The organism is Ruegeria sp. CI1 (genome assembly GCF_056536925.1).
The window spans coordinates 13,605-29,385 of record NZ_JBQFQP010000003.1 but is presented as its reverse complement, the minus strand read 5'-3'; the positions used below and the strand labels follow the sequence as shown (position 1 = coordinate 29,385).

At 59.8% G+C, this 15,781-nt stretch carries 12 protein-coding genes; 6 read left to right on the top strand and 6 right to left on the bottom strand.

The genetic code is table 11. From position 1 onward, the window contains the following. Positions 1 to 16: 16 nt before the first annotated feature. On the bottom strand, positions 17 to 1,876 hold the full coding sequence (locus ACR0LZ_RS03855) for an adenylate/guanylate cyclase domain-containing protein (RefSeq protein ID WP_480748462.1): 1,860 nt from the start codon (positions 1,874 to 1,876) through the stop codon (positions 17 to 19). 158 nt (positions 1,877 to 2,034) lie between these two features. Here ACR0LZ_RS03855 and ACR0LZ_RS03850 point away from each other — a divergent pair, with 158 nt between their 5' ends. Both ACR0LZ_RS03850 and ACR0LZ_RS03845 read left to right on the top strand, forming a co-directional pair. After that, the gene (locus ACR0LZ_RS03850) at positions 2,035 to 2,655 is read left to right on the top strand and encodes an HAD family hydrolase (RefSeq protein WP_480748461.1); all 621 of its coding nucleotides are present in this window, start codon (positions 2,035 to 2,037) and stop codon (positions 2,653 to 2,655) included. Next, positions 2,652 to 3,560 carry an ornithine cyclodeaminase family protein gene (locus ACR0LZ_RS03845; RefSeq protein WP_480748460.1) on the top strand — a complete coding sequence of 303 codons (909 nt, stop codon included), beginning with the start codon at positions 2,652 to 2,654 and terminating at the stop codon, positions 3,558 to 3,560. Before ACR0LZ_RS03850 ends, ACR0LZ_RS03845 begins: the two co-directional genes overlap by 4 nt. On the opposite strand, the gene ACR0LZ_RS03840 is transcribed toward ACR0LZ_RS03845, so the two are convergent. Further along, a complete protein-coding gene (locus ACR0LZ_RS03840; protein ID WP_480748459.1) occupies positions 3,561 to 4,802 on the bottom strand; it encodes an MFS transporter in 1,242 nt (413 codons plus the stop codon). It abuts the gene before it with no gap. A gap of 149 nt (positions 4,803 to 4,951) precedes the next feature. On the opposite strand from ACR0LZ_RS03840, the gene zapE reads away from it, so the two are divergent. Next, positions 4,952 to 6,010: a cell division protein ZapE gene (gene zapE / locus ACR0LZ_RS03835; RefSeq protein WP_480748458.1), complete on the top strand. Its 1,059-nt coding sequence runs from the start codon at positions 4,952 to 4,954 to the stop codon at positions 6,008 to 6,010. Between the two features lie 30 nt (positions 6,011 to 6,040). Here zapE and ACR0LZ_RS03830 read toward each other — a convergent pair whose 3' ends face one another. From ACR0LZ_RS03830 to ACR0LZ_RS03815, 4 genes are read right to left on the bottom strand one after another with little or no spacing between them, the layout of a single operon-like run. Beyond that, entirely contained in the window at positions 6,041 to 7,315 is a 1,275-nt protein-coding gene (locus ACR0LZ_RS03830) for a bifunctional folylpolyglutamate synthase/dihydrofolate synthase (protein WP_480748457.1), read from the bottom strand. Further along, positions 7,312 to 8,247: an acetyl-CoA carboxylase, carboxyltransferase subunit beta gene (gene accD, locus ACR0LZ_RS03825; RefSeq protein ID WP_480748456.1), complete on the bottom strand. Its 936-nt coding sequence runs from the start codon at positions 8,245 to 8,247 to the stop codon at positions 7,312 to 7,314. The genes ACR0LZ_RS03830 and accD overlap by 4 nt, the downstream gene beginning before the upstream one ends. Before the next feature lie 59 nt (positions 8,248 to 8,306). Further along, on the bottom strand, positions 8,307 to 9,206 hold the full coding sequence (locus tag ACR0LZ_RS03820; protein ID WP_480748455.1) for a CPBP family intramembrane glutamic endopeptidase: 900 nt from the start codon (positions 9,204 to 9,206) through the stop codon (positions 8,307 to 8,309). Further along, on the bottom strand, positions 9,196 to 12,306 hold the full coding sequence (locus ACR0LZ_RS03815; RefSeq protein ID WP_480748454.1) for an ABC transporter transmembrane domain-containing protein: 3,111 nt from the start codon (positions 12,304 to 12,306) through the stop codon (positions 9,196 to 9,198). Before ACR0LZ_RS03815 ends, ACR0LZ_RS03820 begins: the two co-directional genes overlap by 11 nt. Before the next feature lie 276 nt (positions 12,307 to 12,582). On the opposite strand from ACR0LZ_RS03815, the gene ACR0LZ_RS03810 reads away from it, so the two are divergent. The 3 genes from ACR0LZ_RS03810 to ACR0LZ_RS03800 all read left to right on the top strand — a co-directional run bounded on the left by ACR0LZ_RS03810 (position 12,583) and on the right by ACR0LZ_RS03800 (position 15,741). Continuing rightward, positions 12,583 to 13,344: a DUF6478 family protein gene (locus tag ACR0LZ_RS03810; protein ID WP_480748453.1), complete on the top strand. Its 762-nt coding sequence runs from the start codon at positions 12,583 to 12,585 to the stop codon at positions 13,342 to 13,344. 12 nt (positions 13,345 to 13,356) lie between these two features. Further along, complete coding sequence (locus ACR0LZ_RS03805; RefSeq protein ID WP_480748452.1) at positions 13,357 to 13,716, top strand: hypothetical protein; 360 nt, start codon at positions 13,357 to 13,359, stop codon at positions 13,714 to 13,716. A 393-nt stretch (positions 13,717 to 14,109) separates the two neighbouring features. Continuing rightward, a complete protein-coding gene (locus tag ACR0LZ_RS03800; protein WP_480748451.1) occupies positions 14,110 to 15,741 on the top strand; it encodes a hypothetical protein in 1,632 nt (543 codons plus the stop codon). Positions 15,742 to 15,781 lie beyond the last annotated feature (40 nt).

Here is a 15,781-nt window from a genome sequence, read left to right as displayed (position 1 = left end):
CAACCATTCCACAGACTTAATGTTCGGGGTCATTTGGTGGCACGTCCAACCCGGCCTTTTCCAACCCGTCCATCAGGCGCTCGATAAAGTCACCCGGCATTCCGCGCGCGCGGTAGGGTGCCCGGGGGTCATCCAGGAACTCGGTGTGTTGATCCGTCAGGACAGCCGCCGTCTCTCTGGCTTTTTCGTCTTCTCCGTTCATTGCATAAATGGCCGTCAACGTGGTCAGGCTCATCGGCCCACTTGGCGTTCCCATGCTCAAAAGATGATTGCGAGCCGCTTCGTAATCACCTTGGGCATAGGCATGCAGCACCCAAGCGTTGTCATATCCGGGATGGAGCTTGGGGTTGAGTTCGCGCGCGCGTGAAATCCAATCTTTGCCCGTCTCCCACTCTCCGGAATAGGCCAGAAAGATCCCGAGATCGGCCAAAATCCAGGAATCATTGGGGTTCAGTTCGATGGCCCTGTTTGCATGGTTCATGAAGACGGCTTTGTCATCACCGACCATCTGACTCAAAATCGCCAGCGCGTAATAGGCATCGGGGTTGTCGCGGTCTTCTTCCAGCGCCCGGTTGGCTGCATCGCGTGCCAGCTGCGCCCAATTCGGAGCGGTATCAAGGGACCGTTTCTTGGATTCCAGATGATTGAAAGCCAGTCGCGACCACCCCAAGGAGAACCCGGGCTCTTCTTCGACGGTTCGCAACAAACAGTCACGCGCCTTGCGGTGCGCCTCCAGGCTGAATGTCTGGTAGAACCAGAAAGCCAGCAGATAGCATTCATACGCTTCAAGGTTTTCCGGCGCCTTGTCGCGGATCGCCTGCTGGACGCTGGCCTGAAACAGCGGCGCGTCGCTTGAACCGACCTGCGCCGCAACCTTGCTGGCAATCTCGATCTGTATGTCCAGCAGGTCCTGCACACTCAAATCCCGGTCAAACGGACCGGGCGCAGGCAACTGACGGCATGTCTTTGCATCTGTAAAAGTTGTGGTGATCCTCAGGTGATCCTTCGACCGGCGAACCGTGCCTCCCAGGATATAGTCGGCGCTCAGCTCATCCCGGATCACGTCGCAGCTTGGGTCGTCGCGATATGCACTGCTCGCTTCTGGCGCAATCACGAACAGGTTCGATGATTTGGACAGCATCGCATTCAGGTCGCGCGTCAGCCCCTGGCCAAAGAAAGCTTCCTCAGGCGCGCCTCCGACATCTTCAAAGGGAAGGATCGCAATCCTGGCGCCGGTGGGCAAACCGGGATTGTCTTCGTCGTCGCCCCCGAACAAGAACACCAACCCAAGCGCTGCGGCGGCCGCTGCGCCCGCAGCGATCCCCAAGCCTTTCCGCGCCCTGCTGAATTTCGCTTTCCTAGCTGCCTCAGGTGGCCACGTCCAGACCTCAACAGGCTGGGAAATGTTCTTCAGCACATGACTGCCCGAATTGCCAAATGTGACATCAACCTTGCCGGCAATCTGCTCTGCGACCGGCTGCGAGATGCAGATGCCACCGGACGGGGCCATAGTTTCGAGCCGGGCGGCAATGTTTACCCCGTCGCCCAAAAGGTTGTCGCCATCCGCCATGACGTCACCAAGGTGAATGCCCATGCGAAGGCACATTCGCTTTTCTTCGATCAAAGTGTCGTTCCGGTTACCGATTGCGGCCTGTACCCCCACGGCGCAACGAACCGCTTCGACCGGGCTGGCGAATTCGGCAATGACACTGTCGCCAGCGCTTCCGAATATGCGGCCACCATGTCTGGTTACCTGTTCGCCAACAAGGCGCTGGACGGATTTCAAGGCGCTGACCGTACCTTCCTCGTCGCTTCCCAATAGGCGCGAGTATCCAACAACATCCGCGGCCAAGATGGCTGCCAGCCGGCGTTCCATTCAATCCCCCCTGAAATGAAGCTAATACTGAAACTACTCCCCGTCAAAACTTGACCGACGTAGACAGCAAAGCCGTTGGCAGTTGGCGCTTGCACATCCACTTGCGAATTGGTTCATTCGCCCTGCCCCGTTTCTGACAACCCGACAGGATGAACCCGATGCCCGTAAACGCCGTCATCTTCGACATTGGCAACGTCCTGATCGAGTGGCAGCCCGAACGATACTATGACCGTGTGATCGGCGAAGCCCGGCGCAAGGCGATGTTTGCCGAAGTCGATCTGCATGGCATGAACGATCTGGTCGATCAGGGGCATCATTTTACCGAAACGATCTATGGCTGGGCCGAGAAATACCCCGGCTGGCGCGACGAAATCCGCATGTGGCATGACAATTGGATTGAACTGGCCGCGCCGGAAATCCCGCATTCGGTCCGGCTGCAACGGGCGCTGCGGGCCAAGGGCGTACCGGTGTTCGCGTTAACCAATTTCGGAGTGCAGAATTTCGACTATTCCTGCACGGTTTATCCTTTTCTCAACGAGTTCGACCGGCACTATGTCTCGGGCCGGATGCAAAGAGTGAAACCGCATGCGCCGATCTATGAAATGGTCGAACGGGACTGCGGTTTGCCGCCCGAAACCCTGCTGTTCGCAGACGACCGCATCGACAATATCGAAACCGCCCGCGCCCGCGGCTGGCAGACGCACCATTTCACCGGCCCGCAGCGATGGGCCGAGCGTCTGGTGGCCGAGGGGCTATTGACCGAAAGCGAGGCCACATGACCATCACACAGATCCCTTTTGCCGAAGGCGAGGCCAATCTCGACTGGCTGGAACTGACCGAGGCGTTGGCCGCCGGCCACAGACTGCCAAAGGCAGAAATTGGCGATACGCTGCTTTATCGTGATCCCGACACCCTTTTGTCGCGGGCAGCCTGGATTGACGGGCTGGGCATGGCGGTAAAGACCGCGAACATCTTTCCCCGCAACCCCGACCGTGGAGAGCCGCTGATCAACGGTGCCGTCAATGTCTATAGCGACCATGACGGCTCCCTGTCGGCGCTGGTCGATTTTCATCTGGTCACCAAGTGGAAGACCGCTGGCGACAGCCTGTTGGGGGCTCTGCGTCTGGCCAATCCGGACAGCCGTGAAATCCTGATCGTCGGCGTCGGCGTCGTGGGGCAATCCCTGTGCGAAGCCTTTGGCGCCGCCTATCCAAGGGCCCGGCTGCGGCTGTGGAACCGGACCTTGTCTAAGGCCGAGGAACTGGCGGCATCGCTGGGCGGCGTCGATGTGGCCGCGGATCTGGCCGAAGCGGTGAACCGGGCCGATATCGTGATTTCGGCCACGATGTCCTCGGACCCGGTGATCCAGGGAGAATGGCTGCGCCCCGGGCAGCATCTGAACCTGATCGGCGCCTATCGACCCGACATGCGCGAGGCCGATGACGAGGCTTTGCGACGGTCGCGCATCTTCGTGGACAGCTTTGACACCACGATCGAACATATCGGTGAGATCAGGACACCGCTGGCCGAAGGGGTCATCACGCGTTCGGACCTGTTGGCCGATTTCTATGATCTGGGTGCCTTTTCCTATGAACCGGGCGCAATCTCACTTTTCAAGAACGGCGGCGGCGCGCATCTGGATCTGATGACCAGCAAATACATTCTGGACAAGTGGCCGGGGTGATCAGGCCAAATGCGCCTCGCCGGTCCGGTTTTCGCGGATCGGCAGGTGCACGATGGCGCTGAAGGCGCCGACCCCCACGCCGACCCACCAGACCATGGTGTAGTCGCCATAAAGGTCGTACATCCGCCCACCCAGCCAGACGCCCAGGAACCCGCCAAGCTGGTGGCTGAAGAAGACGATCCCGTAAAGCGTACCCATATAGCGCAGTCCGTAAAGATGCGCGACCAGCCCCGAGGTCAGCGGCACGGTAGCAAGCCAGAGCGATCCCATAACCACCGAAAAGACGATGACCGATGTCGGGGTGACCGGCAACAGGATGAAGGCTGTGGCCGCGATAGTGCGCCCGGTGTAGATGCCTGCCAACACATACTTTTTGGTGAAATGCTTGCCCGCCCACCCGGCCGCCAGGGTCCCGGCAATATTGGCGAGGCCAACCAGCGAAATGGCGACTGCGCCGAGCGCGGATGTCGTCGTGATCCCCATCGAATGCAGTACGCCGCCCGGCTGGATCGGGCCGCACATCTCGGTCACGAAAGCGGGGAAATGCGCAGTGATGAACGAAAGCTGATAGCCGCAACTGAAGAACCCCAGAAAGATCATCGCATAGGACGGGTCGCGCAGCGCCTTCATCAGGATGTGGCCCATGCTTTCTTCCAGTTCCTGCCTGCCGACCGGGGTCGGCGCACGCATGAAGGGCAGCGTCAGGACAAGCGCCAGAATAAGCGCGGCAAAGATCACAAAGACCTGCTGCCACTGAAAATGACCCAGCAGGAATTCGGCAAAGGGCGCGCCCACCACCTGCCCGGCGCTACCCGCCGCGGTGACGACGGCCAGGGACATCGACCGGTTTGCATCCGACGACGCCCGCCCGACCACGGCTAGAACCACGCCGAACCCGGTTCCTGCGATGCCGAAACCCACAAGCCAAGCGTAAAGCTGCATCTCGATCGGCGTCACGGACCAGGCCGTCAGGACCATCCCGGCAACATAGGTCAGCGCGCCCATCACGATGGCGCGGCGATCCCCGATCTTCTCGGCAATGGCGCCAAAGATCGGCTGCCCGATGCCCCAGGCGAGGTTCTGGATCGCGATTGCCATGGAAAAGTCGGCGCGCAGCCAGCCGAACTCTGCCGCGATGGGAATCTGGAACACACCGAAAGAGGCACGCACGGCAAAGCTCACCATGATGATGATGCAGCCGACGATCAGGACAGGTGTCAAAAAGCGGGTAGAACGATCCATCAAGAAGTCCCGGTTGGTTGTTCCGGCGACGTTAGCGGGAAAACATGCGGGGTCAATTCAGGATATTTGGCCATGGGGTTAAGGGAAATTGATATGACGCAAGGTTTTCCCCGCTTTCCAAGGCGGCAGACGGAAGGTATGCCTCAGGAATGTTTGACGTGATTTCGCTATATTCCGACCGCGTGACCGAAGGCATTTTGCACGCGGACGACGCGCAGGAGGCGGTGCTGCCTGAATTCGAACGCATCCGTTCGGAGCTGGCAAAACCGGTCAAGCGCGGACTGTTTCGCAAACCGCCCCCCCCGCCCAAGGGCTTGTACCTGTGGGGCGGCGTCGGGCGCGGCAAGTCGATGCTGATGGACATGTTTGTCGAAACGTTGGGCGACATCCCGTCGCGGCGGGTGCATTTCCACGCTTTCATGCAGGAAATTCACGCAAAGATGCATGAGGCGCGGCAACGCGGAGTCGAGGACACGCTGGCGCCGGTGGCGGCCGAGGTGGTGAAATCGGTCAAGGTTCTGGCCTTTGACGAAATGCAGATCACCGACATCACCGACGCGATGATCGTGGGACGCCTGTTCGAGTTCCTGTTCGACGCCGGCGTTGTGGTGGTCACCACCTCGAACCGGGTGCCGGACGATCTGTACAAGGACGGTTTGAACCGGCAATTGTTTCTGCCCTTCATCAAACTGATCAAGGAGCAGCTGGTGGTGTGGGAGATGGTCTCGCCCACCGATTACCGGCAAAATCGGCTGGAGGGCGCGCCTGTCTATTTCACGCCCATCGGCCCCGAGGCGCGGGAAAAAATCCGCGCGGTCTGGCGCGATTTGTCGGGAGGGCCCGCAGAACCACTAGTGCTGCACGTCAAGGGGCGCGAGGTTGTTCTGCCCGCCTTTCGCAACAGCGTGGCGCGGGCGTCGTTCTATGACCTGTGTGGACGGATGCTTGGGCCGGGCGATTACCTGGCGATTGCCGAGGCGGTAAAAGTTCTGGTGCTCGAAGATATCCCTCGCCTGTCGCGCAACAACTTCAACGAGGCGAAACGCTTCGTGACCCTGATCGACGCCTTGTACGAGGCCAAGGTGCGGCTGATCTGTTCGGCGGCGGCGCAACCCGAGATGCTGTATGTCGAGGGCGAAGGCACCTTTGAGTTCGAACGCACCGCCTCGCGTCTGCGCGAAATGCAGGCAGAGGGCTGGGGGGCCTAAGGGGGCGCTGCCCCCGCCGCCTTTGGCGGTTCAGCCGTTTTCACGCAGGATGTTGCCCGCCAGATAGAGAGAACCGCAAATCAGCACCCGGGCCCGGGAATCTTTGGCTATGATCGCGTTCAGGGCCTCACTCACGCTGACTGCGGTCGCGGCCGCCAGATTGACCGACCCAGCCGCCGCAGCAGTATCTTCAGCACTGAGCGTGTTGGCTTCGCCGGGGATTGAAACGGCTATGAGGCTTTGCGCCTGACCCGCGAGCGGGTGCAGATAGCCGGTAACATCCTTGGTGTTGAGCATGCCACAGATCAGGTGTGTCGGGCGCGCAGGCAGTTTTGACAGCAGGTCCGCCAGCGCAACACCGGCGGCGGCGTTGTGACCACCGTCGAGCCAAAGCTCGGCTTCGGGCGCGGCCTCGACCAAAGGGCCGGTTTTCAGGCGCTGCATGCGGGCGGGCCAGAAGGCATTTGTCACTGCGGCCTCATAGGCCGCATCGCCCATGTCCAGATGGCGCAGCACGGCAAGCGCCGCGCCGGCGTTCTGAACCTGATGTGCGCCCATCAGGTTCGGCAGCGGCAGGTCGCGCAGGCCGGTTTCATCCTGATAAACCATTCGCCCGTTTTCTTCGTGCACATGCCAGTGCTGGCCATAGGCGATCAGCGGCGCGCCGAGCCGGGCGGCGGTAGATTCGATCACCTCCATCGCCTCGTCTGGTTGTGGTCCCACGATGCAGGGCACGCCGCGCTTGATGATCCCGGCCTTTTCCGCTGCAATCTTGGCCAGCGTGTTGCCCAGATATTGTTCGTGATCGATCGAGATCGGGGTAATCACGGAAACTGCCGGTTGGTCGATGACATTGGTTGCATCAAGCCGCCCGCCAAGGCCGACCTCGAGCAGCGTGAAATCCGCCCGCGCGCGGGCAAAGGCCAGCAGGGCCGCACAGGTGGTGATTTCGAAATAGGTAATGTTCTCGCCGCCATTGGCGGTATAGCATTCATCCAGAACCGCCGTCAGGTCGGGTTCGGAAATCAGCTCACCAGCAACGCGGATGCGTTCGTGAAACCGCGCCAGATGCGGCGAGGTATAGGCATGCACGCTGCGCCCTACAGCTTCCAGCCCGGCGCGGATCATCGCCTGGGTCGATCCCTTGCCGTTGGTCCCGGCGATGTGGATCACCGGCGGCAGCTTGTCTTGCGGATTGTCCAGCGCCGACAACAGCCGCCAGACACGATCCAGCGTCAAATCGATGATCTTGGGATGCAGCGCCATCATCCGGTCCAGGATGAGGTCGGATGTGGGCGCGTTCATTTCTCGGCTTCAGCCTCGGCTGGGGCCGCCTCGGCCTTGGGTTCCTGGACATCCGGCGAGGGCAGATCACCGGCAATCGCGGGCGGCAGATTCAGCAGCATGCGGGTGATGGTAATCAGCTCGTCCCGCATCTCGGTGCGCTTGGTCACCCGGTCCAGCATGCCGTGATCCAGCAGGTATTCCGCGCGCTGGAACCCTTCGGGCAGTTTCTCGCGGATTGTCTGTTCGATGACGCGCGGCCCGGCAAAGCAGATCAGCGCGTTGGGTTCCGAAATATGCACGTCCCCCAGCATCGCGTAAGAGGCGGTGACGCCACCGGTAGTGGGGTGGGTCAGGACCACGATATAGGGCAGGCCCGCCTCTTTCAGCATCTGCACCGCGACGGTGGTGCGCGGCATCTGCATCAGGCTCAGGATACCTTCCTGCATCCGGGCGCCGCCAGCAGCCGAGAACAGGATCAGCGGGCGCTTGAGTTTCACCGCCTCTTGCGCGGCGGCGATGATGGCGTTGCCCACGAACATGCCCATCGAGCCGCCCATGAAGCTGAAATCCTGTGCGGCGGCGATGATCGGCGTGCGCCCGATCTCGCCGGCGGCGACAAGCATCGCCTCTTTCTCGCCGGTTTTCTTCTGCGCCGCCTTCATGCGGTCGGGGTATTTCTTCTGATCGCGGAAATGCAGCGGATCTGCGGTGGGCGCAGGCACGGCAACCTCGGTAAAGATGCCGCCATCGAACAACGCCCTGAACCGGTCGCGCGGGGTGATCGCCATGTGGTGATCGCAATGGGTACAGACGTTCTGATTATCCGCCAGCTCGCGGTGGAACAGCATCGTTCCGCACTCGTCGCATTTCTGCCAGAGATTCTCGGGCACTTCGCGACGCGAGAAAATCGAGTTGATCCGCGGACGGACGTAGTTTGTGATCCAGTTCATGACAGAACCCTGATTGTACTGCGTTCAGGTCACATAAGACCCTGCGTCAGGAAATGCAATCAACGCCTGATGGCAATTCGGGCCGCCAGCCAGGCCGTCAGCATCATTGCGAAATCGACATAAAGCCAGTCACGCAGAAACTCGGTATCCGACATCTCGTAGGGAATCAGGAACAGGGCCAGACCGTCCAGACTGCCCGGCAACGCGACGAAGAGAAGCGCAATCACGTTGTTGAACAGGTGCAGCGCGATTGCCGGTCCCAAGGTGCCGGCCCGCGCCGTCAGGTCGGCCATCAACAGCCCGAACACACCGGACCACAACGCGATCAGAACCGCGTTATCCCCCGCCTGCGCGGGCAGGTAGTGCCCCATCGCAAACAGAACCGACGGCACGACCATCCAGATCAGCGGCGACCGAAAGCGCGCTGCCAGGCTTTGCTGGATGTAGCCGCGGAACAGGATCTCTTCGGCCCCGGTCTGGATCAGGACGGCCAAAAGGGAAAGCGGCAACAAGATCAGCCATTGCGCGAATGGCAGGTTCGGCTCCAGCGGTGTGCCCATGTCATAGGGCGGCAGCACCAGAATGACACCGCCCAGAATCACAAGCACGCGCAGCGCTTGGCGGAATTGGTGGACGGTTTGCCGAAATGGGCCAATGACCGAACCAAGCGAACGGTGTTGCATTTGCCGCACGGCCAGCACGACCCCCAGTATGACGAACCCGAAACTCGCCAGAAGCGTGATCATCGGCCCCGGTGCGGTTCCGGCCAGAAAATCCAGCACCCATTTCTCGGACATTGAGATGCTGACAAGGGCGAACAACGCCGCGTTCAGGGAAAACACTACAACCGCCACCAGCGTCAGGCCCACCAGCACCCGCCAGATCTCGGACCGGGGACGAACCGGCAAGACAAGCTGGTCATGGGCCGAATAGGCCGGACAACCGCCTTCACCGCCCATTTATGGCGTCCATATCTGCGGCAGGAGCGTTGGTGGCGCCGGATTCGGATCCTCCGAACTTCTCGACACGCAACCGGTCGGCCACATTGACAAGGTGCCCGGCCACCGTTTCCAGCAATTGCACCGCCACCGACGAGTCATTTTCTACCACCGCGCGGAACTCCTCGGCTCCGATTCTCAGAAAGCTGCTTTTTTCCTGCGCGATCAGGTCGAATTGACGGGGCAATCCGGTGATGATCGACAGATCGCCGATCAGGCGGCCCGGTTCTACCGTCGAAATCGTGCGGGTCTGACCCTCGTCGTCCTTCCAGCTCAGCAGCGCGCGCCCCTCCAGGCACAGATAGGCGGCATCGGCGGATTGCCCGCTCGAAAAGATCACTTGCCCCGCAGCCGCGTCATACCATTGCGCGGAAAACGCCAGCAGCCGCTGGTTGCGTGCATCGATCTTGGCGAACAGCTCGGTCGAGGCGATGATGTTCAGCTTTCGGCTGAGATCGGCCGCCGCACCTTCGCCCAGTTCAAGCTGCGAGCGTGAAACCCCATCGATGCGACCATCCTGGATTTCGATGAACAGGTCATAAGCCTCGGGATGGGCAAAATGGTCTTCCATGAAGATCATGATCGAATCGGGCAGCAATTCACGCAATTTCTGCCGAGTGCGCAGTCGGCTTTCGGAATCGTGGCTGGCCAGAGCCTTGTCGAGGATCAGGATGTCGGGCCGCTTGATCCCCGCGCGCGAGAATGCCGCGCGTTCCTGAAACACGGTCGGCAAATTGGTGCCCCCCAGGCCAGAGGGCAGATCATAGATGATTGCGGCCACGCGGCGGCGCAGCCCGGCCTCGTTCAGGACCTCAGCCACCACATCCTCGATCTCGTCCAGACGAGCGCCGGCCATGATGGACACGCGGCCGTACAGCGCGTTTTCCATGACGGTGAGGCGCGGCACATACTGGTCTGGCGAGACCGGAACAAACAGCCCCTCCATCGCGTTTCGCAGTTTTTCCGCCTGTGTCCGGCGGATCGAGAGGATCTTTTCCTTGTACTCTTCCGGAAAGCTGGGGCCGATCTGTTCGGCCGTCAGCAAGAACGGGACGGTCAACAGCAGGGCGCGCTCGGACTCATCCAGTGCGCGATCCCCACGCGCTGCCCGCCGCCCGGCGATGTCGAGCAGACGGTGATACATTTCGGGTTCCATGCCCAATCGCCGGAACAGCGGGTGATCGGTGTCGTCACGTCCGAACGTCTGCTTGAGGGCCTCGATGACGCCCAGCGCGATATCCCGCGCCTCCTCGGCCAAACCCTGCCCGCTCAGCATTTCGATAAAGCGTTCGTCGCCCGCCAGAAGTTCGGGCGCGATGTTTCGGGTGGGGGCCGCAAAAAGCAGGTTGCCACCCAACGGAACGGCGGGGTTGAACCGCTCGGGATGGAAGCGATGCACCAGATCGGAAAGGCCGCTGGCGGCGATGCGCTCTGCGATCTTCGGGCGCAGATCGACCACCGCCTGCGCCAACTCCGGATGCAAGTCCGGATCCAGGCGCGATCGCAGGGTGCGGCGGAACATAAACTCGTCAATCCCCATCGCCTCGACCAACTGAAACCACCAGTCACGGATCTGCTCGCCATCCTCCAACCCGGCGAGGCCCGGATCGGTCCAGTCCATATCCAGCGGATCGGTGCTGTTTCCAGCGCGTTGCGCCTCGGTCTGGGCTCGGCTGAGTGCACTCGATCCGTCATCCCCCTGATGATGCGGAGATGTCCGCAGCGGCATCAGAAGGTTGTCGCCCAATGTTCCATCAAACAGGTAGGGGCGGGAATGGGCATAACCGACACGGGCCGCAATCACGGCCTGATGCAGATCGTTGAGCTTGTGGCGGGCGACAACAACCTCGCCATGCGAGGGCAGAACCTCGCGGGTCAGAAGATGCGCGATCGCCTGCCGTTCGGAGGCCCGTGACGACTGGATTGCCACACGTGCGCCGGGCGGAATGGTCAGGTTGATGTCTTCGAGGATGATGTTGCCATCCTGATCCTGGACCGTTACCTCCCGCAGTTCGACCGCGCCGCGCAAATGCGGGATTTCCTTTGGGCGACCTTCGAACAAGTGTTCGGGGATCATGTCGCGGGGGGCAAACCGTTCGGTCACAATCTGCCAGCGCAGTGACATGTCCTGCACCTGATTGTAATAGAACAAAAGGTCTTTCCACGGCCCCGACAGATCCTTGTAGGCCGCCAGCGCCGCCACCAGCGCCCCCACGGTGATCTGGCCCTTGATCGCAAGATATCCGCCGACCGAATAGAACAGAAACGGCGTCATCTGCGAGATCAGGTTGTTGAGGAACTTCATGAAGAACTTCTTCTGATAGATCCTGAACCTGATTTCGAACAACCGCCCCAGCCGGTCGGTAAACTGCGCCATCCGGTATCGCCAACCGCCATTGGCGCGCAGGTCGCTGATGCCGGCAGCGCTTTCACCAATTTCGGAACTCAGTCGCCGGACTTCCTGAATCCGGTCCTTGTTAAGCAGGTTGATCTGGCGCTGCAGCATCGGGATCAGCCAGGCCTGCAACGGGATCAACGCCACCGAGGCCAGACCGAACCACACGCTTTGCATGAACAGGAACGTGACGATGGTCAGCATCTGCCCGGCCTGGAACACCGGCTGGGCAACCGCATCGCCCATCAGCCCGCCCATCGGTTCGGCCTCGGATGTGATCATCGACACCAGTTCTCCCTGACTTGTCGTCGCGAAATAGGCCTTGGGAAACCGCATCATCCGCCCGATGAGCGTATATCGCAGACGCCGCAGCATACGTTCGGACAACACACCTTTCATGGTGTTGATGCGCATCTTCATCAGGCCGCTGACCAGAACGGTGGCCAGGAACGCAAAGCACAGAACCAAAAGATACTGCACCTGAGTCAGCGTCACGCCCCAAAGCTCGATCGTGGCGCGGGTCGACCCGATGGCGTCATTGATGATCCGCTTGGGCAATTCCAGCGAGGCATAGAGGAACGGAAAGGACATAACGGTCAGCGCCAGCAGAACAAGCTGCTGCCGTTTGGAATACTTCCAGATGAACGCGAACAAACTGGGTTCCATACCCCGGTCCCTCTGCTGGCTGGAGCAATCCGCGGCGCGCCGCGAAAAACCCACTGCTACCGGGACATTGACGGTAAGCACTGCCCCACTCGATTACAAGAACACGCACGCTTCCCGGAACGGTTCACGCAAGGTTTCAAATTGACGAAATAGCACCCGCCATGCCCGGATCAGAGTACAGAATTTCATTTACCGGTAAATTTTCCGCGCATTGTCTTTATCTTGCCAATGTTCTTTCGCTAAAGAGGAGCCAATCATCCACTCAACGGACAGGCGATGGACAGGTTGCTGGACCGAATTTTGCACAAACAGGCGATGAAACGCTGGCAGGCCGCTGCCAACGGGTCCAAGAGCGCCGATCTGACTGAATTGCGCAGCCAGCGCAACCGCGCCCGAGCCCTGCGCCGCAACCTTGACGAGCTTATCCAGGTCGCGGACGGACGCCTGGCGCGTCCGCGCCTGGGCAGCAATCACTTTCCCCGACCGCACGGCACAGAATGGGCCTGGCGACCCAATCTGTGGCGCGGCCCGATACGCAAACCGGGACTATCCTCGGCGGCAAAACGCGAACAGATCGGTGACGATGTCGCCCTGTTCCACGACTGCCCGCTTTCCGAAATCACCCTTCGCCAGTTGCGCAACACGAATGAAGAGGATTTCGCGCCGTTTGGTGTCTGTCTGGAAGTGTTTGAGTTTCAGGGGTCGTTTCTGGCATTGGCCATCGATCTGCCGCCCGAAGCCATGCAAGGGCTGACGCGCGCTCACATGATCCGCATGGATATGATTGTCGAAGCAGAACGTCCGGTCGGGATAATTGCTCGGCTCAACGTTCAACATGGGCCGAATACCGGGCAGGTGTCTCAAGAGCTGACCACCGAGACGCGCGCAGCAAGCGCCGAATTCGATCTGGCCTATTCCGATATGAACGAAAAACGGGTTGAAAAGATCTGGCTGGACCTGATCATTCAGAATCCGGAATGGAACCAGATCGTTCTGCGCGACCTGACACTGTGCCGCCATCACCGCGCCGATCTGTAGTCGAGGACTGACATGAGCCAGTTGACCCTGACGAAACTACGCCTGGAAAACGGGATCTGGGATGGCCTTGTGACCGGCGCTACCGAACCGCCGCGTCTGGATGTCCGGCATCTTGACCAGCCCGTCGATGGGGTGTCCGTGACACAGGACGGGTCCGGATGGGCGGTTCGAATACCGGTCCCGGCGGCGGCCGTGACCGAAGGCGTGAATTGCATCCTCATCTTTGACACCGAGACCGGCGCCAAACTGGGCGATATCACCCTGATTGCCGGAGAACCGGCAGCAGATGACCTGCGCGCCGAGATCGAGTTGCTAAGGGCGGAACTCGATACGCTCAAACGCGCATTTCGCCGCCATTGCACAGAGGCGTAATCCGTCTTTCGGCAAGTTTGAAACCGCAGGGGCTCGAGGACAATCGAGCCAAAATGCTGGAACACGTGTAAATTCGCAATTCGGAGCAGATTATACGTGCATCCAAATATTCCCCAGAAAATCAAATTTTATGATATAATGTCTGAGTTTTTCAGCTCAGGCTTAATTATGATCAGCTTAAAGAAGATATTTATTGTCTGGCTCTTCGGAATTCTGCTCTCGGTTTCCCTGCAACCGAGACATGCGTTTGCGCAGGTGCCGCCACACAATCCCGGTGAGATTTGTTTCACGGCCTATTTCTGGTGCTGGGCTGATTATCCCGGCCCGCCAGGAGCTTATTGCGAGTGTTGGTATAACGGCGCCTGGTATCCGGGTTATCTGGGGTGAAATGTCATGGCGAACCAGGATACCCAAAGACCATATGAATCCTCGGAACGTACTGCCGTCCGCGAATTTCTCAGGGATGCAAGGCGGGTTGAAAATTACGCCACCTGCTGCGGATACCTGAATGACGACAAGTTCCTGCTGGCGCTCGAAGCCGCGCACAGGGCCGAAAAAGAAGGTGGGCTGGAAATCGACTCCGAAGCCTACCGGACGCTGCGGTCGGAATTCAACAACGTGATCCGCAGCATCTATCCCGTCACCCTGCTGGACCTGCGGGAATGGAACCCGTTTCAAAGCCGCCAAAGCGCCCGGGATATCCCTTTGCCCTCGCGCATCCTGCATGGAACAAAGAAATGGTTCACCAATCTGACTATCGCGGTGGGCGCATTGGTGCTTTTTGTTCTTACCGGGTTTTACACGGTCTGGGCGCAACGCACCGAATTGCTGATCAGCGAGATTCAGGCCATTGAAAAACAGGATTTGGTGGAACTGGAACGCACCTATCTGGCCTGGCTGATCGGACGTTTGGAGAACAATGGCAGCCATGACAGCCAATGGAATTCAAGCTGGAGCGAGGGGTCGTCTTATTTCGACAAGATCCTCGCCTTCGAGGAAAAGGTCGAAAAGCTGCGGCTGGATGTTCAAAGGGCGGAACAGGAAACCTACCCTCTGCAAAAGACACTGGGCCGGGTCGCTGACTATACCTGTTTTGAACAGGGCGCGGTTTCACCCGGTCCAAGCAACGCGTCGCCGCGTCCGCAAAGAGCGTATCGCGCGCAGTGGCTCAAGATCTTTTGCCCTCAAACCAATACCGCGACGCCATATTTTCAAGGCGGCACGTCGGCACCCGTACAGGTCTCCGCCAACGGAGAAATCGCACCACAGGCCATTCTGGACTACTTCGCAGTCATGAGAGAGACTTTCAGAAGCGTCTCGAACACGGTCGACCTTGGTCAACGCGGCGCGTCCGTTTCCCGATCCGCAAAGGCGGTGCAGGCCGAACCTGCCTCGTTCTATGCCGGGTCCGGCATCGATTTCACCGCACCTCTCCGACCGGATCAGTGCGAGGACGAGGTGAAAAAGATACTGGCCAATATTTCGGGTATGCTGGCAACGCAGGGCGCCGAGTCAAGACGCGTTGCAAGTTCGCTGCAAAATCCCGAGATCCTGTTCGATATCACGTTGCGCACCAAGCTGATCCAGTTCATCCGCTGCGCCCGCAAGCAGGAACCCCTTTCACCGTTCCATTGGCTGGGCTCGGGCAAATCGTTCAAGATCGACAACACGTATCAATTGCAACGGGAATACCGCGTGGTGTCCAAATGGTGGCTGCCGTCGCTATACGGCGCGTTGGGGGCCATGGTTTACACGCTGGGGTTCATGCTCAGCCGCACCAATCCCGATCCCAAGTTCTTCCGCTCGGTCGTGCGCTTGATGATGGGATCGCTTGCCGGTGTTGCCGTGGTCAATTTCTTCACCCCCGAGGTGGCCAACATGATCTATGTGCCGTTCAAATCGATCGGGCTTTTGGCGCTGGCATTCCTTGCGGGGTTTTCGATCGAAGTGGTTCTGGCGCTATTGCGTAGCATCATCAACCGTTGGAGCGAGCGGGTGTCGACCGTTGGCAGCGGGGCGCATTGATTGCAGCAAAAAGGGCCGCTCGATGGCGGCCCTTGTCAAG

Coding starts and splice junctions, on each gene's coding strand:
- ACR0LZ_RS03855 (WP_480748462.1), bottom strand. CDS start 1,876: ATGGAACGCCGGCTGGCAGCCATCTTGGCCGCGGATGTTGTTGGATAC.
- ACR0LZ_RS03850 (WP_480748461.1), top strand. CDS start 2,035: ATGCCCGTAAACGCCGTCATCTTCGACATTGGCAACGTCCTGATCGAG.
- ACR0LZ_RS03845 (WP_480748460.1), top strand. CDS start 2,652: ATGACCATCACACAGATCCCTTTTGCCGAAGGCGAGGCCAATCTCGAC.
- ACR0LZ_RS03840 (WP_480748459.1), bottom strand. CDS start 4,802: ATGGATCGTTCTACCCGCTTTTTGACACCTGTCCTGATCGTCGGCTGC.
- zapE (WP_480748458.1), top strand. CDS start 4,952: ATGTTTGACGTGATTTCGCTATATTCCGACCGCGTGACCGAAGGCATT.
- ACR0LZ_RS03830 (WP_480748457.1), bottom strand. CDS start 7,315: ATGAACGCGCCCACATCCGACCTCATCCTGGACCGGATGATGGCGCTG.
- accD (WP_480748456.1), bottom strand. CDS start 8,247: ATGAACTGGATCACAAACTACGTCCGTCCGCGGATCAACTCGATTTTC.
- ACR0LZ_RS03820 (WP_480748455.1), bottom strand. CDS start 9,206: ATGGGCGGTGAAGGCGGTTGTCCGGCCTATTCGGCCCATGACCAGCTT.
- ACR0LZ_RS03815 (WP_480748454.1), bottom strand. CDS start 12,306: ATGGAACCCAGTTTGTTCGCGTTCATCTGGAAGTATTCCAAACGGCAG.
- ACR0LZ_RS03810 (WP_480748453.1), top strand. CDS start 12,583: ATGGACAGGTTGCTGGACCGAATTTTGCACAAACAGGCGATGAAACGC.
- ACR0LZ_RS03805 (WP_480748452.1), top strand. CDS start 13,357: ATGAGCCAGTTGACCCTGACGAAACTACGCCTGGAAAACGGGATCTGG.
- ACR0LZ_RS03800 (WP_480748451.1), top strand. CDS start 14,110: ATGGCGAACCAGGATACCCAAAGACCATATGAATCCTCGGAACGTACT.